Source organism: Streptomyces sp. WMMB 322, from assembly GCF_900090145.1.
Classification (GTDB): domain Bacteria; phylum Actinomycetota; class Actinomycetes; order Streptomycetales; family Streptomycetaceae; genus Streptomyces.
In genome coordinates this window covers 153,189-175,831 of the sequence record NZ_FMHI01000003.1, presented here as the reverse complement: position 1 = coordinate 175,831, position 22,643 = coordinate 153,189, and the positions used below count along the sequence as shown (strand labels likewise).

The 22,643-nt window shown below is 70.3% G+C and carries 18 protein-coding genes; 5 read left to right on the top strand and 13 right to left on the bottom strand.

The window, feature by feature from the left end; all coding sequences use genetic code 11:
- Positions 1-10: 10 nt before the first annotated feature.
- The 3 genes from H180DRAFT_RS06655 to H180DRAFT_RS06645 form a co-directional block, all read right to left on the bottom strand.
- Positions 11-394, bottom strand: a complete 384-nt coding sequence (locus tag H180DRAFT_RS06655; RefSeq protein ID WP_055485052.1) for an aa3-type cytochrome oxidase subunit IV — start codon at positions 392-394, stop codon at positions 11-13.
- Positions 391-2,163 (bottom strand): aa3-type cytochrome oxidase subunit I, encoded by a 1,773-nt coding sequence (gene ctaD / locus H180DRAFT_RS06650; protein WP_079099900.1) that lies wholly within the window; start codon positions 2,161-2,163, stop codon positions 391-393. The genes H180DRAFT_RS06655 and ctaD overlap by 4 nt, the downstream gene beginning before the upstream one ends.
- A gap of 82 nt (positions 2,164-2,245) precedes the next feature.
- Positions 2,246-4,804 (bottom strand): beta-galactosidase, encoded by a 2,559-nt coding sequence (locus H180DRAFT_RS06645; RefSeq protein ID WP_055485050.1) that lies wholly within the window; start codon positions 4,802-4,804, stop codon positions 2,246-2,248.
- A gap of 241 nt (positions 4,805-5,045) precedes the next feature.
- Between H180DRAFT_RS06645 and H180DRAFT_RS06640 the strand changes: the two genes are divergently transcribed.
- On the top strand, positions 5,046-6,392 hold the full coding sequence (locus tag H180DRAFT_RS06640; protein ID WP_055485049.1) for an FAD-binding oxidoreductase: 1,347 nt from the start codon (positions 5,046-5,048) through the stop codon (positions 6,390-6,392).
- A 76-nt stretch (positions 6,393-6,468) separates the two neighbouring features.
- Here the strand turns inward: H180DRAFT_RS06640 and H180DRAFT_RS06635 are convergent, their stop codons facing one another.
- From H180DRAFT_RS06635 to H180DRAFT_RS06600, 8 genes are all read right to left on the bottom strand, one after another.
- Positions 6,469-7,293 (bottom strand): formylglycine-generating enzyme family protein, encoded by an 825-nt coding sequence (locus H180DRAFT_RS06635; protein ID WP_055485268.1) that lies wholly within the window; start codon positions 7,291-7,293, stop codon positions 6,469-6,471.
- 200 nt (positions 7,294-7,493) lie between these two features.
- Positions 7,494-8,909: a sulfatase family protein gene (locus H180DRAFT_RS06630; protein WP_302622432.1), complete on the bottom strand. Its 1,416-nt coding sequence runs from the start codon at positions 8,907-8,909 to the stop codon at positions 7,494-7,496.
- Positions 8,910-9,106: 197 nt separating this feature from the next.
- Positions 9,107-10,510 carry a glucoamylase family protein gene (locus H180DRAFT_RS06625; RefSeq protein ID WP_055485048.1) on the bottom strand — a complete coding sequence of 468 codons (1,404 nt, stop codon included), beginning with the start codon at positions 10,508-10,510 and terminating at the stop codon, positions 9,107-9,109.
- Between the two features lie 66 nt (positions 10,511-10,576).
- Positions 10,577-12,433, bottom strand: coding sequence for a GH39 family glycosyl hydrolase (locus H180DRAFT_RS06620; protein WP_079099899.1), 1,857 nt, complete (start codon positions 12,431-12,433; stop codon positions 10,577-10,579).
- Between the two features lie 220 nt (positions 12,434-12,653).
- Complete coding sequence (locus H180DRAFT_RS06615; protein ID WP_254665922.1) at positions 12,654-13,430, bottom strand: carbohydrate ABC transporter permease; 777 nt, start codon at positions 13,428-13,430, stop codon at positions 12,654-12,656.
- A 95-nt stretch (positions 13,431-13,525) separates the two neighbouring features.
- Positions 13,526-14,524 (bottom strand): carbohydrate ABC transporter permease, encoded by a 999-nt coding sequence (locus H180DRAFT_RS06610; protein WP_055485045.1) that lies wholly within the window; start codon positions 14,522-14,524, stop codon positions 13,526-13,528.
- Positions 14,525-14,528: 4 nt separating this feature from the next.
- Positions 14,529-15,779, bottom strand: coding sequence for a sugar ABC transporter substrate-binding protein (locus H180DRAFT_RS06605; protein WP_055485044.1), 1,251 nt, complete (start codon positions 15,777-15,779; stop codon positions 14,529-14,531).
- A 168-nt stretch (positions 15,780-15,947) separates the two neighbouring features.
- Positions 15,948-17,042, bottom strand: a complete 1,095-nt coding sequence (locus H180DRAFT_RS06600) for a LacI family DNA-binding transcriptional regulator (protein ID WP_055485043.1) — start codon at positions 17,040-17,042, stop codon at positions 15,948-15,950.
- Positions 17,043-17,558: 516 nt separating this feature from the next.
- On the opposite strand from H180DRAFT_RS06600, the gene H180DRAFT_RS06595 reads away from it, so the two are divergent.
- From H180DRAFT_RS06595 to H180DRAFT_RS06585, 3 genes are all read left to right on the top strand, one after another.
- Entirely contained in the window at positions 17,559-18,179 is a 621-nt protein-coding gene (locus tag H180DRAFT_RS06595; RefSeq protein WP_055485042.1) for a DUF6230 family protein, read from the top strand.
- Entirely contained in the window at positions 18,170-18,880 is a 711-nt protein-coding gene (locus H180DRAFT_RS29730; protein ID WP_175437726.1) for a DUF6114 domain-containing protein, read from the top strand. The genes H180DRAFT_RS06595 and H180DRAFT_RS29730 overlap by 10 nt, the downstream gene beginning before the upstream one ends.
- A gap of 61 nt (positions 18,881-18,941) precedes the next feature.
- On the top strand, positions 18,942-19,649 hold the full coding sequence (locus tag H180DRAFT_RS06585) for a hypothetical protein (RefSeq protein ID WP_055485041.1): 708 nt from the start codon (positions 18,942-18,944) through the stop codon (positions 19,647-19,649).
- 171 nt (positions 19,650-19,820) lie between these two features.
- Here the strand turns inward: H180DRAFT_RS06585 and H180DRAFT_RS06580 are convergent, their stop codons facing one another.
- Together H180DRAFT_RS06580 and H180DRAFT_RS06575 are read right to left on the bottom strand one after the other, a co-directional pair.
- Positions 19,821-20,804 (bottom strand): SRPBCC family protein, encoded by a 984-nt coding sequence (locus H180DRAFT_RS06580; RefSeq protein ID WP_055485040.1) that lies wholly within the window; start codon positions 20,802-20,804, stop codon positions 19,821-19,823.
- A 6-nt stretch (positions 20,805-20,810) separates the two neighbouring features.
- On the bottom strand, positions 20,811-21,443 hold the full coding sequence (locus H180DRAFT_RS06575; protein WP_055485039.1) for a hypothetical protein: 633 nt from the start codon (positions 21,441-21,443) through the stop codon (positions 20,811-20,813).
- Between the two features lie 427 nt (positions 21,444-21,870).
- Here H180DRAFT_RS06575 and H180DRAFT_RS06570 point away from each other — a divergent pair, with 427 nt between their 5' ends.
- Positions 21,871-22,584 (top strand): M23 family metallopeptidase, encoded by a 714-nt coding sequence (locus H180DRAFT_RS06570; RefSeq protein ID WP_055485038.1) that lies wholly within the window; start codon positions 21,871-21,873, stop codon positions 22,582-22,584.
- Positions 22,585-22,643 lie beyond the last annotated feature (59 nt).

Below are 22,643 nucleotides of genomic sequence, written 5' to 3'. Positions count from 1 at the left end.
TACGGGCGGGTCAGCGGTCGTTGTGCTGGAAGACGAATCCGGCGACGCCGGGGGCGGTGATCCCGATCCCGATGAGGAAGAGCCACAGGCCGAAGATCACCCCGAGCCCGGCCACCGCCGTGCCCAGGGCCGTGAAGACCGGGTAGTAGCTGCGCGGCGAGAAGAACGCGAGCGGCCCGGCGCCCTCGTGGACGTCCGCGTCCTTGCGTCCTTGCGGGCCTCCGACGTTCCGGGCGTACTGCACCCACAGGAAGACGGCGATCAGTGCGGACATCAGGAAGGAGACCAGCAGAGCCGTGTTCCCGGCGGCGTCCTCGGAGAAGGGGATGTAGCAGGCCGAGACGACGGCGAAGAACGCGGCCACGCCTGTGAAGATCAGCGCCTCGACCTTCATCGCGGGGCCTCCTGCGACGCCCGCGGTCCGGACAGCGGCCGTGCCGTCCCCGGATGGTGGAGATCGAAGGCCGGCGACTCGGAGCGGATGCGCGGCAGCGCCTCGAAGTTGTGCCGGGGCGGCGGGCACGACGTCGCCCACTCCAGGGAGCGCCCCCAGCCCCATGGGTCGTCCTCGGTGACGCGCGCGCCGTATCTGGAGGTGTGCCACACGTTGTAGAGGAAGAAGAGCGTGGAGAGGCCGAGGAGGAAGGAACTGGCGGACGAGACGGTGTTGAGCGTCGTGAAGCCGTCGGCCGCCAGGTAGTCGGCGTACCGGCGGGGCATCCCCTCCTCGCCCAGCCAGTGCTGGACGAGGAACGTGCCCTGGAAGCCGATGAAGAGAGTCCAGAAGTGGATCTTCCCCAGGCGTTCGTCCAGCATCTTCCCGGTCATCTTCGGCCACCAGAAGTAGAAGCCGGCGAACGTGGCGAAGACGATCGTGCCGAAGAGCACGTAGTGCAGGTGCGCGACGATGAAATAGCTGTCGGTGAGGTGGAAGTCCAGCGGCGGCGAGGCGATGAGGACCCCCGTCATCCCGCCCAGCAGGAACGTCACGAGGAAGCCGACGGACCACAGCATCGGCGTCTCGAACGACAGCGACCCGCGCCACATCGTGCCGATCCAGTTGAAGAACTTCACGCCCGTGGGCACCGCGATCAGGAACGACATCAGCGAGAAGAACGGCAGCAGCACCGCGCCCGTCGCGAACATGTGGTGCGCCCAGACCGTGGCCGACAGACCGGTGATGGCGCACGTCGCCGCGATCAGACCGATGTACCCGAACACCGGCTTGCGGCTGAAGACGGGAATGATCTCCGTGACGACGCCGAAGAACGGCAGCGCCACGATGTAGACCTCGGGATGCCCGAAGAACCAGAACAGGTGCTGCCACAGGATCGCCCCGCCGTTGGCCGCGTCGAAGATGTGCGACCCGAACTTGCGGTCCGCCTCCAGGGCGAGCAGCGCCGCGGTGAGCACCGGGAAGGCCAGCAGCGCCAGGATCGAGGTGAACAGCACGTTCCAGGTGAACAGCGGCATCCGGAAGATGGTCATGCCCGGGGCGCGCAGGCAGATGACGGTGGTGATGAAGTTGACCGAGCCGAGGATCGTGCTCAGCCCCGCCACCACGAGCCCCATCGTCCACAGGTCGCCGCCCGAACCGGGTGAGAACGTCGAGCTGTTGAGCGGCGCGTAGGCGAACCAGCCGAAGGCCGCGGAACCATCAGGTGTGAGGAATCCGCTGAGGACCATCAGCCCGCCGAAGAGGAACACCCAGTACGTGAAGGCGTTCAGCCGGGGGAAGGCCACATCCGGCGCGCCGATCTGCAACGGCATGATGACGTTGGCGAACCCGGTGAACGTGGGCGTCGCGAAGAGCAGCATCATGATCGTGCCGTGCGTGGTGAACAGCTCGTTGTACTGCTGGGCCGAGAAGATCTGCAGGCCGGGCCCGGCCAGTTCGGCCCGCATCATCATCGCCATCAGGCCGGCCACGAGGAAGAACGCGAAGGACGTGGCCAGATACATGTTCCCGATCACCTTGTGATCGGTGGTGCTCAGATAGTTCAGCAGCCTCTTGCCGAAGCTGAGCCGCCGGCTGGTCGCCGGCGGCTCGGTGCCCGGACTCCGTACCTTCCGGTCGTCAGCTGCTGTGCTCACCGGTCGGCCTCCCCGCCCAACGTCCGCGGCGCCGAGCGCCCGAAGAGGTGCGATCCATGGTGGAACCATGGGGACCGGGCGCGGGCGGGCCGGGCTGCCACGCCGGTGGGCGGGGCGGGGTCACCCGGACGCCGGGCCGGGTGACGGGTACTCAGCCGAGGTGCACGGTGAACTCCGGCCGCTGGACGCGCAGAACCGTGTGCCCGCCCTCACGGGAGGACTTCGCGCCCTCGCACCTGGCGCTGCCGTCGACGGCGACGACGGAGTCCGCACCGCTCACCGCGCGGAAGGTCAGCCTCCCCCTCTCCACACCGGTGATCTCGGCCGTGGCGTATGCGATCCGCCCGCCGCCCGCCTTCATCCCGAGCGGCAGCATGGCGCCGCTGCGCCCCCGGACGCGCAGCCTCTCGCCCCCGAAGAGAGCCCTGCCCTTCTCGGAGACCGTGAACTCCTGGTCCAGCCCCGACGTGACGTTCAGCGCGTGCAGAAGGCGCCCGGCTGCGCCGTCCCCGCCGTCGACGGTGCGCGTGGTCAGCAGGAAGAGACCCGGGTCGACTGCGCTGTGGGTGATGGCCGGGCTCGCCCCCAGCGCCTTGAGGGCACGGCGCCAGAAGTCCAGATCGCAGCGGTAATCCGTCGTGATCACGACGGCCCGTCCCTTGCCGACGGGGACGTCGAAGCCGCAGCCCTTGCCCGTGGAGACCTCGCGCAGCACCGTCGCGCCCTTGCTCGGGGTGCACAACTGGGCCTTGCCCACGCGGATTTCGGCACGCGGTGCGGCCCACCCGTGCGATGTGACCGACAGCCAGAACCGGTCGGCGTCGGTGAGCGTCCTGCCGGCCTTCAGGCCCAGCGCATCGCGCAGTTCCGTACTGGCCCTGCCTGCCATGTCCTCCTCCGGCACCCGGCCGGACAGCAGCAGCTTCCCGCCCGCCCGGAGATACCGGACGAGTTCGCGCTGCACCTTCGTCGCGAGGTTCCTGCCGGTCGCGAGCGCCAGTACGGGCGTACGTTCCGGATCGAGCCGCCCCGACTGGAGGTCGAGGGCCCGGTAGCGGAAGCCGCCGAGCAGCATGGCCCGGGAGAGGGCGCCGCGCGGGCCGAAGCCGCGGATCTCCTCGATGTCGGAGAGGATCGCGTCGACGCTCGCACGCCCCGGAGGGTGGTACTCCGTCAGGTAGTGGTCGGGGACGAAGCCCAGGGCCACGTCGTCGTACTCGGGCACCATGCCGGCGAGGACGCCGGCGAGACCGCCGACCGCGTGGACGGTCTTCTTCAGCGGTTCGTAGCTGAGGTTGCGCCGGCCCTCCGGATCGACGGGCGCCGAGAATCCGTGGCGCTCGCCGGTGATGCCGATGCGGTCGTTGCCGTCCCCGGCGGGCTTGTCCAGCTTCGGGTTGAACCCGCCCGCGAACAGGTAGTAGTTGATCATCTTTACGCCCTGCGCCACGCAGAGCCGCGTCTTCAGGTCGCCGCTCTCGGCGTCCTCCTGGTTGTCCAGGTTGTTGCCGTAGTCGGCGTGGCCCGCGTCGAACTCCAGGGCGCTCAGCGGCTGGTCGGCGTCCTGGACCGACTCGGTGAGTGCGTTGATGAGGTAGAGGTCGGTGACGTTCTTGACGGTGAGCCCGCCGAGGTAGAAGTCCGACCCGGCGAAGATCCCCGGCTCGCCCGACCAGGTCTCCATCAACTGGCTGATGCCGATGGGGAACTTCTTCGCGCCGCCGTCCGACGTGCCGTGGATGTTGATGAGGAACGGGATGCCCTTGAGCCCGTTGTCCTCGGCGGCCTTGCGCAGTGCGCGGACGTAGCGCGCGAACCGGCCGCGTGTGAAGGCGCCGAGGTCGTGCATGAGGGCGGGCGCGTAGGCGTCCTTGGGGGCGCGGATGGCCTTGTCGCGCTCGTCGGCGGGCTTGTCCGCGAAGGGGTAGCGCTCGCCGAGCTTCGAGCCGTAGGTCTCATCGAGCCAGGAGTTGAACGCCTTGAGCGTGCCGTCCGTGAGGGCGGGATGGTTGCTGACCCACGGCAGCATGCCGATCTCGTTGTCGAGTTGGCAGGCGATGACGCCCTTCTTGCCCTTGCGGTGCCTGCGCTCGGCTATCACCGGGATCACCGCGTCGTACCAGCGCCGCACCTCCTTGAGATAGGCGGGCGCCAGGTAGTCGATGGTCTGAGCGGTGTCCTTCTGGCCGTCCCAGCCCTTGGGGACGATCTCCGGGTGCTCCTTGCGTACGCGCAGCGGAATGCCCTCGCCCTTGAGCTCCGCCATGGTGAACGGCCCGGGCCGGGCGATGACGTGGAAGCCGTTGTCGGTGCACAGGTCCAGGAAGGCCCCCAGGTCGCGCTCCTTGCGGGTCCTGCCCGTCACGTCGATCGAACCGTCCGCCGTCTCGTGCCACATCCAGGGGATGTAGGTGGCGATGGTGTTGAGCCCGGCCTCCTTGGCGAGGTCGAGGCGGGACTGCCAGTCGGAGCGCTCCAGGCGGAAGTAGTGGATCTCGCCTGCCAGTACGAGCACGGGCTCGCCGTCGATCAGCAGCTGCTTGCGCTCGTAGGTGACGGACGGCTCCTTCGCCTTCTGCTTCTCCTGCCGTGCGCCGGCAGCCGCGGGGCCGGCAGCGGCGGCAGGTGCGGCGTTCAGGCTGCCGGCGGCGATCGCCCCGGCCCCGCCGAGTACGGTGCGGCGGCGCGGAGTCGAGAGGTGCGACGTCATGACGAGGCCTCCGTGAGGTCGTGAGGGGCCGAGGCGTTCCGGCGTCCGGTGCGCCGGGACTGTATGCGCTTACAGGAAGCGCATACAAGACGTGTGCACGAAGCGGTTCGGGCTCTTTTCGCGCGTGGGTGCCGCGCAGGTGCCGCGCGGGACCCGCCGGTGCGCCGTGCCCGGGAACGCAGGGCCCGAGGATGTCCGATTCATTCAAGAAGTTCCCGGTGGCAGCTCCTACGTTGGCCGCATGAGCATCTTCACGGGACCGGTCTTCAGGGCCGGCGACGCGGGCTACGACGCCGAACGGGCGGGGCTCAACCGAGCCGTTGAGCACCGGCCCGCGTGCGTGGTCGGCGCGGTGTGCGCGGAGGACGCGGCGGCCGCGGTCAGGGCGGCCACGTCGGCACCGGGCGGGGCCGTAGGCGTACTGGCGACCGGTCACGGTCCCTCGGCCGGTGCGGACGGGGACGCCGTGCTGGTCAACACGCGGCGTATGACGGGCGTACGCGTCGACCCCGTAGGCCGCACCGCGTGGATCGAGGCGGGGGCGCGCTGGCGCGACGTGCTCGCTGCGAGCACCTGCCACGGCCTTGCCCCGCTCAACGGTTCGAGCCCCTCAGTCGGTGCCGTCGGATACACCCTGGGTGGCGGGGCGGGTCTGCTCGGCCGCCGCTACGGGTACGCCGCCGACCATGTGCGCCGGCTCGACGTGGCCACGGCCGACGGCCGGCTGCGCCGGGTGACCGGTGACGGCGACCCGGACCTGTTCTGGGCACTGCGCGGCGGCAAGGACAACTTCGGGATCGTCGTCGCGATGGAGATCGGTCTCTTCCCCGTCGCGAGGCTGTACGGCGGCGGGCTCTACTTCCCGGCAGAGGCGACCGCCGAGGTGCTGCACGCGTACGCCGCCTGGACGCGCACGGCTCCCGAGGAAATGGCCTCCTCGGTACTGCTGATGCGCTACCCGGACCTGCCGGGTGCGCCCGAGCCGCTGCGTGGCCGCTTCGTCACCCATGTCCGCATCGCCTACTCGGGCGCTCCCGCGGACGGCGAACGGCTGGTCCGCCCGCTGCGCGGCCTCGGGCCCCGACTGCTGGACACCGTCCGGGACATGCCGTATGTGCACGTCGGGTCGATCCACCACGAGCCCACCGACGCGCCCTACGTCGCCTACGACCGGAACCTGCTGCTGCGCGAACTGGACGTCGGCGCGGTCGAGACCCTCGTGGCGACGGCCGGCCCGGACGCGGACGCGCCGTACGTCGTGGAGGTGCGGCACTTCGGTGGCGCGTACGCCCGCAGCCCGGCGGCACCCAACGCGGTGGGCGGCCGCGACGCCGCGTTCTCCCTGTTCACCGGAGTCGACGCGGGGGCGGAGAACCGTGCCTCCCGCGACTGCCTGCACCGGAAGATGGCCCCATGGGGCACCGGCGGTTCGTGCGCCAACTTCCTCGGCGTCGAGGACACCGCGCCGGAGGCTCTGCGCAGCGCCTACACGGCGGGGGACTACGCCACGCTCAGGGCGGTCAAGGCCGCGTACGACCCGGACAACGTCTTCCGCGTCAACCACAACATTCCGCCGGCTGACAACTGACCCCCGACCCCATCTGATACCTGACGGCTCACCGCCGTCCGCCCACGGGCGGAGCGGAGCGCAGGACCGACGCCCGTCAGAGCGCCACACGGAAGCCGGTGTTCCCGGAAGAGGAGTCCGGTGTGTTCCCCATGCGCGCGGAGGTGCGGTAGCGCAGGCAGTACGACTCGTGGCACAGGTGCGAACCGCCGCGCAGGGCACGGGCGTCCGAGCCGTGGGCGAAGGCGCCGGCGCACCACTCCCAGACGTTGCCCGTCATGTTGAACAGCCCGTACCCGTTGGGCGGGAACGCGTCGACGGGACAGGTGCCGGCGTAACCGTCCGCCGCCGTGTTGCGGTCGGGGAAGGAGCCGCGCCAGATGTTCATCCTGTGCTCACCGCCCGGGTCGCGCTCCTCGCCCCACGGGTACGGCATGCCGCTCAGCCCGCCGCGCGCTCCGTACTCCCACTCCGCCTCGGTGGGCAGGCGCGCGCCCGCCCAGGAGCAGTACGCGAGCGCGTCGTTGTGCGACACGTGCACCACGGGGTGGTCCTCGCGGCCCTCCACGTCCGACTGCGGGCCCTCCGGGTGCCGCCAGTCGGCTCCGTGCACCTGCCGCCACCAGGGCGCCGCGGCGGCGGCGCGCGTGGGCGGGAAGTCGTCGGGCAGGAAGCCACCGAAGACGAAGGACCAGCCGAAGCGTTCGGCGTCCGTGCGGTGGCCCGTCTCCGCCGTGAAGTCCGCGAACTCGGCGACGGTGACAGCGGTCGCCGCCATCAGCAGCGGAGGGAGCGTCACCTCACGCACGGGGTCTTCGCCGTCGGCGGGGTACGGGGCGTTCTCGCAGCCCATCAGGAATGTGCCGCCGGACAGCGGACGCCAGCCGCCCAGCGGGTCCCGCACGCCGCCGGCGCGCGGCAGCGGGGTGGGACGCCGGCGTGTGGAGGCCGGGCGGGAGGGCGTGCAGCAGGCCCGCGGCGCCCGCTTCGCCGTCGTGCCGGCGCTCGTGGTGCCGGCACTGGTGGCGTCCGTTTGCGGTGTGCCTCTGTCCGCAGCGTCCGTGTCCGGTGCTCCCGCTTCCGTCGTGTCCGTCACCGAAGTGCCCTCCCTGCGCCCAAAGTTCACTCCCGCGCCGGGAGCGCACCCGCTGGCGTGTCACCGTAGCTGCGCTGAAGACGCGCGAGCTGCTCGGTCAACTCCTCGGCGACGGCCGCGTATTCGGGGTCGCCGTAGCGGTTGTGCAGTTCGTCCGGGTCGCGGACGAGGTCGAAGAGTTCCCACTCCGGCTCGCGCCGCTCCGCTGAGGCGCCCGAGGCGCCCGAACCGTGCCCCGGGTAGTGGATCAGCTTGTGCGTGCGGGTCCGGATGCCGTAGCAGGCCTGCACGTTGTGGTCGTGGTCGAGGTGCATGTAGTAGCGGTAGTAGACACCGCTGCGCCAGTCGTCCGGCGTCTCGCCGCGCAGCAGCGGTACGAGGCTGCGGCCCTGCATGCGCTCCGGGGGCTCGACTCCCGCGAGGTCCAGCAGCGTCGGCGCGAAGTCCACGTTCGCCACGAGGTCGTCGTTGACGGAGCCCGGCGCGACCACGCCGGGCCAGCGCATCACGAGCGGGATGCGCATCGACGGGTCGTACATGAACCGCTTGTCGAACCAGCCGTGTTCACCGAGGAAGAAGCCGTGGTCGGAGGTGTAGGCGACCACGGTGTTCCCGGCGAGGCCCGAGACCGCCAGGTAGTGCAGGACGCGGCCGACGTTCTCGTCGAGCGCCGCGACGACCCGCAGGTAGTCCTTGATGTACCGCTGATAGCGCCACTCGCGCTCCTCGGCCTCCGAAAGTCCTTCCGGCACCGCCTCCTTGAGGTCCTCGGGCACGAGGTCGGCCATCCGCAGGCGGGCCTCGGCGGCCGCGGAGGCCCGCTCGCTCAGGTCGTCGTGGAGGGTCGCGGGAGCGGGGATGTCCTCCCCGGCGTAGAGGTTCCTGTGGCGTTCGGCCGGCTCGAAGTGACGGTGGGGCGCCTTGTGCTGGACGAGCAGCGCGAAGGGGCGGTCCCGCTCCTGCCCGTCGAGCCAGTTCAGCGCAAGGTCGGTGATGACGTCGGTGACGTAGCCCGGGTAGGTGCGCTCGCCGTCGGCGGTCACGAACGTCGGATCGTTGTAGACGCCGTGCCCGGGAAGGATCTCCCAGTGGTCGAAGCCGCGGGGATCGCTGCGCCCGCCGTGGCCCAGATGCCACTTGCCGACGATGGCTGTCCGGTAGCCGGCCTCGCGGAGCATCTCGGGAAAGCTCGGCTGCGTCGCGTCGAAGGTGTGGTCCGGCCCCTCGAGGGACGTCATCCCGTTGACGTGGCTGTAGGTGCCCGTCAGCAGCGTCGCCCGGGCCGGCGAGCAGATCGCGTTGGTGCAGAAGGTGTTGTCGAAGCGCATGCCCTCGGCGGCCAGCCGGTCCACCGCGGGCGTCCGGTTGATCTCGCTGCCGTACGCGCCGATGGCGGGGACGGCGTGGTCGTCCGTCATGAACAGCACGATGTTGGGGCGCACGTGCTGTTCAGGGGGATGCGGGGGCGGGGTCAACGGAATCCTTCCCTGGGACGTTCGGGCGCGGCGGTGCCGAGCGGGACGACCGCTCCGCCGCTGCGGGCGGGGGAGGGGAGGGCCGGGACAGCGCCGGGGATGAGCCGGCGGCGCTGCCCCGGCGTTCCGGGGCGGCGGGCAGCCGCGTGTGTGCTGCTGCGGGATCAGGCTATGCCGAAGTCCTCCTTGGCCAGCAGCGGCCGGACGTTCCTGGCGAAGCCGCCCGAGCGGAAGGGCTGCTGGAGCAGACCGGGGCTGAGCACCTGCGCCAGGCCGGCGGCGACCATGCCCTGGTCCAGCGCCAGCATGTAGTCGCTGACGGTCCCCTCGCGTACGTCGACGGAGTCACGGAAGCCCAGCCCGTCGTGGTAGGCGCCGAAGTCGCGGGCGATCTTCACCAGGTTCCGCACGGACGCCTCCGGCTCGAACTGCATTGCCAGGACGGACGCGTGGGGCGTGACGACGCCCTTGGAGAAGTAGCCGTCCACCGTCATGCCGATGGCGTCGACGCCGTACTCGCTGTAGCCGCCCGACGGGATGTTGGCGGGGGAGAAGCCCCAGTACCCGTACTTCTCCTCCTCCAGGCCGTGCTCGATCTGGCTGCGGATGAAGCGCTTGTGCGTCACCCCCCACGCCTTGGGCGCCCAGTCGCCCTCGGGAACGAACAGCGGCACCATCAGGGCCTCGAACATCGAGCCGCCCCAGGTGGGGATGAGCTTGCGGCCGCGGTAGGTGTAGTGCCCGCGGAAGAGGCGCACGCCGTCGACCGTGACGTACTCGCCCTCGGGCACCTGCTCCTGCTCCCACTCCGGGAGCATCGTGCGGAACGTGCGCCAGTAGTGCTCGCCCGGCAGGCTGCCGTCGCCGATGCCGAGGTAACTGGCCATGCGGGGCTCGGTGTTGAGGGCGCCGTACCAGTGACCGGTGAAGGTGTCGTCGTCCGTCCAGTAGCCGCCCTTGAGCTGGCCGGGGTGCTGTGCGGGGTCGCTCTCGTCGTACGGGGTGTAGTAGAAGGACCAGTCGGCGTCGGCGAGCAGCGCCTTGACGCGCCCCGCCAGCGCGGGGTCGGCCGCGGCGGCGATCCGCAGTCCCGTCACGAGCCAGGCGTTGTCGACGGACGAGAGGAACGGCCGCACCACGTCGCCGCTCTCCGGCCACTCGGTGAGCACCTCGCCGGTACCGGCGTCGTACCAGTTGAACCAGAAGCCCTCGGCCCGCTCCAGCTTCTCCACCGCCGAGACGGTGCCCGCCAGCCGCTTGCGCATGGTGGGGCGGCTGATCACGCCGAGGCCGGCCGCCGCGACCGTCGACCAGAGCCCGCAGCCGATGTTGGTCGGCGAGGTCTGCACGCTGCGCTTCGGCTCGGCGCCACTGACGTCGATCTTGTCGGCGGCGAGGCCGAAGTCCGTGTGCATGGCCTCGATGGAGGCGTAGGTGTCGCGGAACCAGCGGTGCAGCAGGGCCGTCGTGGTGCGGCTGCGTGCCGAGGCCGGGGTGGCCGTGGCGCCGCCGAGGGCGAGCGCGGCCGTGGCGCCCGCTCCTGCCGTGAGGATCGTCCGTCGTTTCATGGTGGTGGGACTCCTTCGTCTTCGGTGGACGTGCAGTCGTGCGGACGCCGGGACGGGGGCCGGGGCTCAGCTCCTGACGAGGCGCAGCGCCCGGATTCCGGGCATCGGGAGGTCGAGGGTGAGGGAGAGCGAGCCGTCGCCGTCGGCGGTCACGGTGCCGCCGCTTTCCTCGAACAGCTCGTCGGCGGCGCGGAGTTGGGCCCACTGCCGCTCGTCGGGCCAGTTTCTGTGGCCGCCGTCGACGGCGTCCCACACGGCCTTGATGTTGGAGTGCTTCTCGTCCACGCGGCGCACGGTGACCGCGTAACCCGCCCCGGGAGCGAGTCCGTTCACCTCGACGCGTGCGTTGCGGTTCAGCGATGCGGCACCGTCGGTCTTCGTCTGGTCCAGCGTGCCGTTCCAGCAGAGCACGTCGACGCTCGCGGCGTCGCCGGTGCGCGTCGCGAGGCATTCCACCAGCGCCTCGGCGCCGTCGCCGGTGACCGACGCCGGGATGCGGCCGCCCTCGAGCTGCGAGAGCATGCGCAGCGCCCAGAAGCGCGGCTTGCGCAGATTGCCCACGGTCAGCAGCCCGAAGCCGCCGTGGAAGAGCTTCGGCGGGTGGCCCAGCTCCTCGAAGTGGTCGGTGGCCACCCAGTACGCCAGTGCGTCCGTCGAGGCCAGAGCGCTCTTCATGCCGCGCAGCACGAACGGTGCGGAGAAGACGGAGTCGCTGACGCGGTGGAAGTGGGTCGGGGTCACGCCCCACTCCGTCCACAGGATCTCCGGCTCGGGCCGTCCCGTCGCCTCGGCGAAGGAGCGCGTCCGGGGACGGAAGTCCAGCGGGGCGTTGCCGTAGGTGTGTGTCGAGACGAAGTCGATGGGCACATCGTGCTCGCGGCAGTACTCCAGGAGCGGTCCCACCCACTTCGCGGCGGCCGAGCCCGGGCCCCCGACCCTGATGCGCGGGTCGACGCTCTTCACGGCGCGCGCGGCGGTCTCGTACAGCAGGTGGTACTGGGCCTGGGTGCCGTTCCAGAACACCTCCAGGTTCGCCTCGTTCCAGACCTCGAACTCCCAGGTGGCGACCTCGTCCGCGCCGTAGCGCTCCCGCAGGTGCACCGTCAGCTCCCGGCACAGTCCGCCCCACCGGTCCCAGCTGCGCGGCACGGAGGCGATGCCCTTGTACTCGAAGATCGTGTACTCGGGGTCGAGCGCCAGCTCCGCCGGCATGAAGGAGAGTTCGACGACGGGTTTGAGCCCGGTCGCCAGGAAGCGGTCGTAGACCTCGTCGAGGCCGGAGAAGTCGAAGGACCCGTCCTCGCGCACGCTCACGCACTCGGGCAGGAACGTGCCGTGCGCCCGCACCGTACGCACACCCAGCTCGTCCCGGACGATGCCGAGCGCGTCCGCGTACTCCCGCGCGACGTCCGCGCCGCCGGGGCCCGGCTCGTCCCACAGCAGCATCGACAGGTGCTCGGCGCCGATCATCCGGTTCCACACGGGCGGCAGCGGCACGGGCGCGGCGGCGGCGTCGACGCTCACGGTGACGGTGGGCGGCTTCGTTCCGGGCGCCCTGGGGCAGCCGCGGACGGGCTCGGCGGTGAGCGGGCCGGCACCGGCGTCCGTCCAGGTGGCGACCTTGTACCAGTAGCCCTGTCCGGGCTGGACGAGCGAGTCCGCGTACGGAGGCGCGGGCACGGCCAGCACGTCGCCGCCGCGGTGGTCGAGCGGTTCGTACGGGCCGTCCACGGTGTCCGCGCGGTGTACGAGATACCCCAGCGCGCCCTCCACGGGCTGCCAGTCGAGCAGCACATGGCCGGTGCCGTCCTCGGAACGCAGCCGCGACGGCGCCGGGAGGCCGGCGGTTCCGGTCAGCGGCTTGTCGCTGGGCAGGCCGATGCGCTGCTCCCAGTCGACGCGAGCGGCGTTCTTCTCGGTCATGTCGGGGGTCACCTCTCGATGGATGCGCATACACGGGTGCGCCGAAGCGGTGCACTGCCGTGGTGCTCGCTCGCGTGTGACGGACGGTGCTGCGGTCTGCGGTCTGCGGTCTGCGGTCTGCGGTCTGCGGTGCTGTGGTGCTGCCGTGCTGTGGTGCTGCCGTGCTGTGGTGCTGTCTTCCGACGGTCGGTCGTACGGGCCTGCTTGCGGTCGTACGGGCCTACTTCAGGCCCGCGGTGGCGATGCCCTGCGTGAAGTAGCGCTGCAACAGGATGAAGACCAGCAGCACCGGCAGCACGACGAGGAACGCGCCCGCCATGAGCACCCCGTTGGAGCCGTTGGTCTTCGTGGGGTCGATGGCGAAGGTGGCCAGGGCCACCGGAAGCGTGTACTTCCCGGGGTCGTTGGTGGCCACCAGCGGCCACAGGAAGTTGTTCCAGGACTGGAGGAACGTGAAGATGGCGAGCGTCGCCAGCGCGGGCTTGACCAGCGGCATCGCGATCCGCCAGAAGATGAACCACTCGCCGGCGCCGTCGATGCGGGCCGCTTCCAGCAGCTCGTCCGGAATGGCCGTCATGAACTGGCGCATGAGGAAGACGCCGAAGGCGCCGGCCGCGAACGGCAGGATCAGCGCCGCGTAGGAGTCGACCAGGCCCATCTTGCTGACCATCACGAACATCGGCATCAGCATCAGGTTGCCGGGCACCATCAGCGCGCACATCACCACCGCGAACATGGGCCGCTTCCCCCCGAACTTCAGCTTCGCCAGGGCGTAGCCGAGCATCGAGCAGAAGACCAGGTTGCAGGCCGTGACGAGGACGGCGACCAGCGTGGAGTTGAAGAAGTGGGAACCGATGTCGAGCAGCTTGACCAGCTTCTCGAAGTGGATCAGCGTCCAGTCCTCCGGGATCCACACCGTGGGCGTCGCGCCCAGGTCCTTCTCCGACTTGAAGGCGGACAGCGCCATCCACAGGAACGGCGCGACCATCACGATCATCCCGGCCCACAGCACGGCCAGGAGGAGCCTGCGGCGCGGGGCCTCGCCCTTGTGCAGGCGGGGCGCCGGCTTTTCGGTCGGCAGGGCGGGCGCGGTCATTTCGTCTTGTCCTTCAGCAGGCGGAGCTGGAGCAGGGTGACGGCGAGAATGACGGTGAACAGCACGTACGCCATGGAACTCGCGTAACCCATGTGGAAGTAGCTGAAGCCCTCCTTGTACATGTTCAGCGAGACGGTCAGCGTCGAGTTGTCCGGGCCGCCCTCGGTCAACACGAACGGCTCCTCGAAGACGTTGAGGAAGCCGATGGTCGTCATGACACTGACGTACAGCATCGTGGGGCGCAGCAGCGGCACCGTGATGCTGCGGAACTCCTGCCACACGCCGGCTCCGTCCAGCCGCGCCGCCTCCCGCACCTCAGTGGGGATGCCCTGGAGTCCGGCGAGGAAGAGGACCATCGCGTTGCCGAGGTTGCGCCAGACCGCCATCACGATGAGGGACGGCATGGCGAGCACGTTCGAGCCGAGGAAGTCCGGTGAGCGCAGGCCGACTTCGGAGGCGAGCCCGGCGATGAGGCCGTCCGCCGGGTCCAGGACGAAGCGCCACACGACGGCCACCGCGACGATGCTGGTGACGACGGGCGCGTAGAAGCCGACGCGGAAGACGGTCCGTATGCGGCCGACGCCACGGTTGAGCAGCACCGCCGCGAACAGCCCGGCGCCGACGGTGAGCGGCACGCCCAGGAGAACGAAGTAGAACGTGTTGAACAGCGACGTCAGGAACTTCTCGTCCTCGAAGAGGCGCGTGTAGTTCTCCAGGCCGATGAACTCGGCGGAGAAGGGGTCCGCGACGTTCCGCAGTTCGAATTCGGTGAAGCTCATGACGAACGTCGCGACGATCGGCACGGCCATGAACGTCAGGAACAGCAGGAGGAAGGGCGTGGAGAACAGCCACGCCGGGCCGTTCTGCACGCTGAGCCGGTCCCGGCGGGGACCCGGTCCCCGCTTCCGGCCCGTGAGGACTCCGGCCCCGGCCCCGGGCCGCACCTTCGAGGTGCGGTCCGGGGCCCCCCGCCGGGATGGGGTCGTGGTCGTCATCGAGTCAGCCCACCAGGCCCTCGGTGGCCTTCTGCATCCAGGCAGCTGCCTTCTTCGGGGACTCGCCCTTCTGCGAGACGCGCGCCACGCCCTCGTCGATCTTGGCGGCGAACTCCTCCCACTGAGCGAGCGGCGGGACGGTCTTCGCCGTCTTGAGCTGCTTCTCGAAGGCGGCGAGCTGCTCGGGTGCGTTCTTCAGCGCCGGCTCGTCCCAGGCAGCGGTGTTGGCGGGCAGCGACTGGGCCCGCTCGTACCAGGCGGCCTGCTGCTTCGCGCCGGTCAGGTACTTCGTGAACTCCTTCGCGGCAGCCTTGTGCTTGCTGTCCTTGAAGGTCACGAGGCTGGCGCCGCCCACCCATGAGGTGCTCGACTCGTCCGCCGGCAGCGGGGCGGTGGCGTACTTGCCCTTCAGCTGCGGCTGCTGGTCCTTGATGACCTGCACGATCCAGGGACCGGAGATGAACATCGGGGCGTCCCCGGAGCCGAAGTCCTTGACCACGTCGTAGTCGGGCGGGGAGCTCTTGCGGGACAGGCCCTTGTCGTAATAGGAGGCGTACTCCTCCAGCGCCTTCACGGACTCGGGGGAGTCCAGGGCGGGCTTGCCGGAGCTGTCGAGCAGGTCGCCGCCGGCGGAGTAGAGGAACGGGAGCCAGGTCTGCCAGGCGCCGGTGTTGGCGGGCTGGTTGTACGTGCCCCACTTGGTGCCGGCCTTGTCCTTGTAGGCCTGGGCGAGGGCCATCTGGTCCTTCCAGGTGGCCGGCGGCTCGTCGATGCCTGCCTTGTCGGCCAGGTCCGTGCGGTAGTAGAGCGCGCGGGTGTCGACGTACCAGGGGACTCCGTAGGTCTTGCCGTCCTTCACGCCGCCGTTCCAGGCGGCGGGGAAGAAGTCGTCCTTCTTGAACGTCTTCTCGTCCACCGGGTCCAGGGCGCCCAGCTCGATGAACTCGCCCAGCATGGTGCTGCCCATCTGGGACATGTCGGGGAGCTCCCCGGCGGCGACGCCGGACTTGAGCTTCTGGTGCACGACGTCCCAGCCGACGGGGGTGACCTTGACGGTGATGTTGGGGTGCTTCTTGTTGAACTCCTTGCCGATCGCGGCAAGGTGCTTGCCCTCCTCACCCATGCCCCAGACGGTGAGGGTCTGCTTGTCCTTGGCGGAGCTCTGCTTCTCGTCGCCGCTGCCGCAGGCGGAGAGCAGCAGCGCGAGGGCGGTCGTTGCCGCGGTGGCGGCGGCGATGCGGGGTAGAGGCTGCATGGAGGATCTCCTCCTCGTTCACGGAGCGGCGGTGGCGCCTTGACGTGGCCTGAAGTGACGGGCCGGACGGCCGGGCCCGGAAGCCCGGCTGTAAGCGCATACATACTCTGTGAGTGAAGGTCCGGCCGTGCAAGGGCCGGGAAGATTACGACTGTGTAACGGAAGTGTTCACGGGGTGCCGACGGGGGCCGGAGAGGTCTTCCGGGGCGGGCATCCACAGCTCGACCGGCGGACCACCGAGACCGGCAGCACCTGCGACACCGGCTCCCGCGTGCGGTCCTCGAGCCTCGCGACCAGCAGTTCCACCGCTTCCTCGCCGATCCGCCGCATCGGCTGCCGCACGGTCGTCAGCGCCGGCGTCACCAGGCGCCCGAGGGGAATCCCGTCGAAGCCGGCCACCGCCAGGTCCTCCGGGACGCGCACGCCGCGGCGGCGCAGCTCCGAGAGCGCGCCGACCGCCATCTGGTCGTTGGCGAACACCACCGCCTGCGGCAGCTCGCCCCCGCGGTCGAGCAGCTGCGCCGCGGCGTGCTCGCCCTCCGCCTGCGTCAGGTCGGACCGTACGTCGGGGCCGTCGGGGACGGGCAGCCCGGCCTCGAGATGTGCCGCCTGGAAGCCCCTGAAGCGGGCCTCGACGTCGGGGGAGTACTCCGTGCTGCCGGCGAAGGCGATCCGGGTGAGGCCGTGATCGGCGATGAGGTGCCTGGTGAGGGCGAGTTCGCCGTCGAAGTTGGCCACTTCGACATGGTCCAGGTGATCCAGCGGTGCGTCCTCGCGCGGACCCGCGAGCATCACGACGGGCAGCCGCCGCGAGATGACCTCGAGTTCCTCCGTCGGGACGGTCCGGGCCAGCACCGCGAAGCCGTCCACGCGCCCCGCGACGTCGGCGACCAGGCTCTTGGGGCCCTCGGCGAGGGAGGCCGCGATGAGCAGGGCGTAGCCGTGGCGCCGGGCCGCCCGCTCCATGCCGCGGATTATCTCGTCGGAGTAGAGCATCAGCTCGGCGTCGTCACCCAGGTCCGCGTCCGGATCCTCGGCGTCCGGGTCCGCGTAGTCGGGGAAGCACAGGCCGAGCACGCGCGTGTTGCGGCTGGCCAGGCCCCGGGCGTTGCCGCTCGGTACGTAGCCGAGCTCCCGGGCTGCGGCGAGGACCTTCTCCCGCGTACCGGCGCGCACCGACTCCGGTGCCCGGTAGACTCGCGAGACCGTCGCGATCGAGACGCCTGCTTGCCCGGCGACGTCGTACACGGTGGGGGCATTCACGCGACCGTGCTCTCCTGCCTGGTTCAGGCCGTGGGGCCGCTGGATTGAAAGCGCATTCATCGTACGTCGCCCGCGGAAGCCGCGGCAAGAAGGTGTCGTCCGGGCTCTCCCTGCGCCCCAACTTACCTGTGGTGGGACTGTTTTCGGACACCGTTGCGCACTCCTCCGACTCCCTCCGGGCACGTCCGGTGCCGCGGCGTGGTGTGCACGTGCCGGAAAGCGCGTGCCTACTCCCGGTAACCCCGGCTCGTGCCGTCCAGCTCAGGGCATGCGGACGGCCGGATCCGTGGCTGCCGTGCGACGTGGGGAACCCGGCGGTCACCCAAGAACCACGGTTCGGCGGAAACTTGACTGCGCGAAACCTTGCCGTGCGCGCCGGGTGTCCATAACCTGACTCGCCAGTAACTCTTCCGCACAGCAGGGTCTCCTTCTGTGCGATCCCCCCTCGCACCACGCACGTGCTTCACATCCCCCACGCAAAGGTCACCACGCCAGTCATTCACAAGGGGACACACCATGAAGGATGCGCACGGCAGAAAGCTGACGGGACGCACGAGCTGGCGGAGATTCGCCGTCCTGTGCGTGCCGGGCTTCGCCGCTACCGCCGCGCTCGCGATCGCACTGGCCAACGGGGCGCTCGCCGCGTCGTTCGCCGTTTCGGGACAGCAGTTCAAGGTGTCCGCGTCCAGCCTGGACGGAGAAGGCTTCGCGCAGTACGGCAGCGTGGACCGCAACGCGAGGGGCAAGCTGATACCCGTCGCGGTCACCGCCATCAAGACGGCGAAGATGAACGACCTGTGCCAGTCGGTCGTCACGGACCTGCCCGTCATAGGCAGCATTTCGCTGAACCTCACCGCGGGCACGGGCAGCAAGCCGGTCCAGGCCAGCGACCTCTTCGTCGACGCCACGCAGCTCTCCGGCAACGCGTCCTTCAACAAGATCGAGATCGGACGCGACGCCTCCACCCTCGACAAGGGCCCCAAGGGCGGGCAGGGACTTCAGGACCTGTTCGGACAGCAGGCCGACGACGTCCGCATCACCAAGCTGCAGCAGACTGCCTGGGCGACCAACGCAGGCAAGTTCACACTCAACAACCTGAGCATGAAAGTGAACAAGGGCACCAAGGAATGCTTCTGATCTGGCGCAAGTGGCGCGGCTGGCGCCGTGGACGGCCCTTCTGGGGCGGCCTGTTCACCGTCCTGTCGGGTGTGGAGATCGGCGTGCTCCCCCTGGCGCCGATGAAGGTCATGCTCCACGAAGGGACGGCCGGCATCCCCTCGGTCGTCATGGCCGCCGTCATGGTCGTGCTGGGGCTCAGCGGCTGGTTCACACCCCAGTACCGGAGCCTCGCGGGCATCATCACCGTCCTGCTCGCGGCCGCCGCCCTGGTGATGTCGAACCTCGGCGGGTTCATGATCGGGACGCTTCTGGGCGTCGTCGGGGGCGCCCTGATGTTCGCCTGGCGGCCGTCACCGGCCGAACCCGACGGCGAACCGGCGGACGGGGACGGCGGCGCGACGCGGACACCGGCTCCCGCCGAGCCGGCGGCCTTCCGCTCCGAGGCGCCCGGATCCCGTGCAGCGGCAGGCAGTCCGGGACTTCCAAAGACGGATGGCACCACCAGCACCGGGGCCACCGCCACAGCCGTCGGCACGTCCGGAACCCTGGGCACGGCCGGTACCTCCGGCAGGCCCGGGGCCCCGGGCGCATCCGGCACAACCGGCACAACCGGCAAGGAAGACTCCCGGGACTCGTCCCTCGCGGCGGCTTTCGGAGTCGACGACGATCCCTTCCCGCCTCCCCGCGGCAGCACGGCGCGGAGGCCGGGGCAGGACTGAGCGCACGAGTGCCATCGCATCCCCCTGCACCACCCCCATGAATGCAGTGAAGGAGCCCAGGATGAGCACCCGTTCCCTGCACAGCCCGTCCTTACGTATCGCGGTCACCGCCGCCACGGCCGCCGCCGCGCTCCTGCTCGCCGGCTCGGCGAACGCGAACGCCGCCGTCACCGGCCTGCCGGACACACCCGCGCAGGCCGGTGACAGGGCGTCAGCAGGTTCGACCACCGTCACGCCCGCCGGTGACGAGTACACCGCCGGACTCTCCGGCGACGCCTCGTTCACCGCGGGCTCGGTCACCGTGACCTGCACCGTCTCCGAGGCGTCGGGCACGATCCCGGCGGCCCCCGGCAACCACAACGACGCCGGACCGGTCGAGTCCGCCGTGAGTGCGCCGACGTACGACTCCTGCACGGCGAGCCTGCCCGGCGTCGAGGCGTCCGTGACGACGAGCGGCGACTGGACCGTTTCCATGCAGCACGGCGATCCCAGCACCGCCGGACTCACCATGCCCGCAGGCGGGTTCGTGCTGAAGACGAGCGGCCTGGCCGAGTGCACCGTGACCGCCGCACCCGACGGCGCGGCCACCGCAACCGGCGAGTGGGCCAACGGATCGCCGTCGACGCTCACGTTCGACGCCGCCGAGGTCCCCGTGAAGGTCGAGGGCGGCTTCGGCTGCCCGACGAGCGCCACCACTTCCGAGTTCAGCGCGGTGTACGAGATCACCGACACGACGGACCCCGGTGCGGACGTGGCCGTGAACTCCTGACCTCGCGGCAGCGGCCCGGCCCCGCCCCCGGCCCCGTGCGTTTCACCGGGGAGCCGCAGGGGCGGCCCCCCAAGCCGGTGCCGCCGCGGGGCAACGGCCCGTCCGGCCTCCGGCCCTCCTTCGCCCCCGTGCCGGGGCGTCGGGGGGCCGGAGGGGTTTCCGGGGCGGCGGCTACCGGCCCTCTTCGTCCTCCTCGTCCTCGAAGTCTTCGTCCTCGAAGTCCTCGTCCTCGTACTCGCCCTCTTCCTCGTCCCCCTCTTCTTCCCCGTCCTCGCGGTCCTCCGCCTCTTCGCGGTCCTCCGCCTCGCCCTCTTCCCCCTCCTCTTTCTCCTCCGCGGCGAGCGCGTCCTCGTGGCTGCGCACGAGTTCGCCCTCGCGGATCTCGCCGCGCCAGCCCTCGGGCACCTCCTGGACGCCCAGCGTCACGTACCGCTGGAAGTGCTTGAGGTCGAGGCGCAGCCTGCGGCCCTGGGCACGCCACAGGTTGCCCGTCTTCTCGAGGAAGCCGCCGGGGGTGTATTCGACGACGACCACGATGCGGGTGAGGCTGGGAGCCAGTTCGTGGAACGAGACGGCCCCGTGCGTCTTCGTCTCGCCCTTGGTCTCCCACACGATGCGCTTGTCGGGCACCTGCTCCAGCACCGTGGCCTGCCAACTGCGTTTCGACGGCCCCACCTTGAGCGTCCAGTCGGAGACGGTGGCCTCGTCCTCCGAACGCGACGCCTCGACCACGCCCTTCATGAAGCCGCTGAACTCCTCGAACTCGGTCCAGTGGTCGTACACACGGCGCAGCGGCAGGCCCACGTCGAGGGTCTCGATGATGTTGGTGACCTTCTTCTCCCCGGCCTTGCCACCGCCTCCGAAGAGCTCCTTCACCTTGCCCGCGGTCTTCTCCTTCGCTGCCTCGGTGACCTGCCCGCCGAGCGCCTTCGCCGGTGACTCCTCGCCCTTGAGCACCTTCGCCACCGGCTCGGCCAGGCCGCCGCCGTCCCCTCCCGGGACGGCCTTCTCCGCGAGCTCGCCGGTCTTCTTGCCGGCCGAGCTGACCAGGCTGTTGGCCTTCGCCATCAGGTACTTGGAGAGCTCTTCGCGCACCCGGTCGATCCCCGACCCGTCGGAGTGCCCGCCGCTGTCCTGCTTGTCTTTCACAGGCATGTGCTTCTACCTCCGGCGTCGGGACGGCTCGGCACTACTCCGGGCGGACTTCTCGGCCGCCTTCCTGGGGGGCGCCTTCTTCTTCGTCGTCTTCTTCGCCGGCGCCTGCTGCCCTTCGGGTTCGCGACGTGGCCTGCGGGGTCTCGTGCGGCCTTCCCCCGTACGCGGTGCGCGGCGCTGCCGGCCCGCCTGCGCCGCCTCCTCTGCCTCCCCTTCCTCTACTTCCTTGTCTTCCTTGCCTTCCTCCTCCTGGGCGCCCGTCTCCCGCTTCCCCCCCTCTTCCTCGCCCTGCGGCCCCTCCTCTTCGCCCCGCGCGGCCTCCATCACCTCGTTCAGCGACTTCGTCCGGTCGGCGAGCGCGTCGGCGAAGCTGCCCAGCCGCCGGTCGGCAACCGACCTGAGCGCCTCGCGTCCCACCGTCAGCACCTCACCGCGCAGTTGCTCGACGAGCTGGGAGAGCTGACCCGAGTCGCCGAGCCGTTCCGCTCCCGCCGTGAGGAGTTCCTGCGGCTTGGCGTGCATCTTCTTGCTCGCCAGGTACGCGGCGACAGCCATCGCGAGCTTCGCCTTGCGGCCGCGTCCGAGTACGTAGCCGGCGGCGAGGCCCGCCGCCAGGGCGGCTTTCGTGCTCTCACTCATGCGCACCCATCCCGTCCTGCCCTGCGTCGTGGTCCGTGGCCGCACGCCCGCTCGGGGGCCGGTGACCTGCGGCAGACGTCCTGTCTCCATCTAGGCACAGAAGTCCTGGCGGCGCCCGGCCGGTTGATCTGTGCGGGTGTCGCCCGCCGGGGCGTGCGGGAGGAGTGGACGGGTGCGGCACTCGCGGGCCGAAGAGGTCCGGCCCCGGTGAGCTCCGGTAGGAAGGGTGGCGGAACCGGCGACGAGGACGGTCGCGGGAAGGGCGTAGCCCGGCTTCCGGTTACGAGGCCGGCCGCGCGCAGGCGGGCCGGCCGGTGACGACGTGGGGGCGAGGGGCGGCGACTCCTCCCGCAGGCCCTGCGTCGCCCGTACCGTCGCGATCGGCGTGACCGCTCCGGGCGCGGCGGCGCTCACATATGATGATGCGATGGGCGATGAGTCTCCGTCACAAGGTCCGCGGGCCGGGGGAGTCGAGGTCTCGCTGCCCTTCACGGGAAGGTGGCGCGTTGAGAACAGCCCCGCCCGGCGGGTTCCGAGCCATGGGACCGACATGTTCGGCGGGCGCTACGCCATCGACTTCGTCGGGGTGGACGAGCGTCACCGCTCGGCGGGCAGCCGCAGCTGGCGCACCTTCCTCGCCACCGAACCGCCCGAGCTCTTCTTCGCCTTCGGGCAGCCGATCCTGGCTCCCGGGAACGGCACCGTGGTCCATGTGCACGACGGCGAGCACGATCACGAGGGGCGGCGCTCGCAGCTGGCGCTGGTGCCGTACGCGCTGGGCCAAGGGGCGCGGCTCCGCCGGGGCGTAGGGGCGGTCGCCGGGAACTACGTGATCATCTCGCTGCGGGGGACCGGCACCTACGTCGCGCTGACGCACTTCCAGACCGGTTCGATCCGAGTGTCCGCGGGCGACGAGGTGCAGGAGGGCCAGCACATCGCGAACTGCGGCAACTCCGGCAACTCCACACAGCCGCATGTGCACATGCAGGCCATGGACAGCTCGGACCTGCCAGGTGCCCGGGGCGTGCCGATGCTCTTCCGCCGCTTCCGCGAATGGTCTTCCGGCCCGCATGAGCACCGGGTCAGGGAATGGGCGATTCCGGGTGAGCGTGTGGTGGTAGAGGCGCTTCCGGTGCGTTGACGAGTGCTCCGCTTGCGTTCCGGTCCGCCTCGGGCCCGGCGAGTGCGCGAGGGTATGCG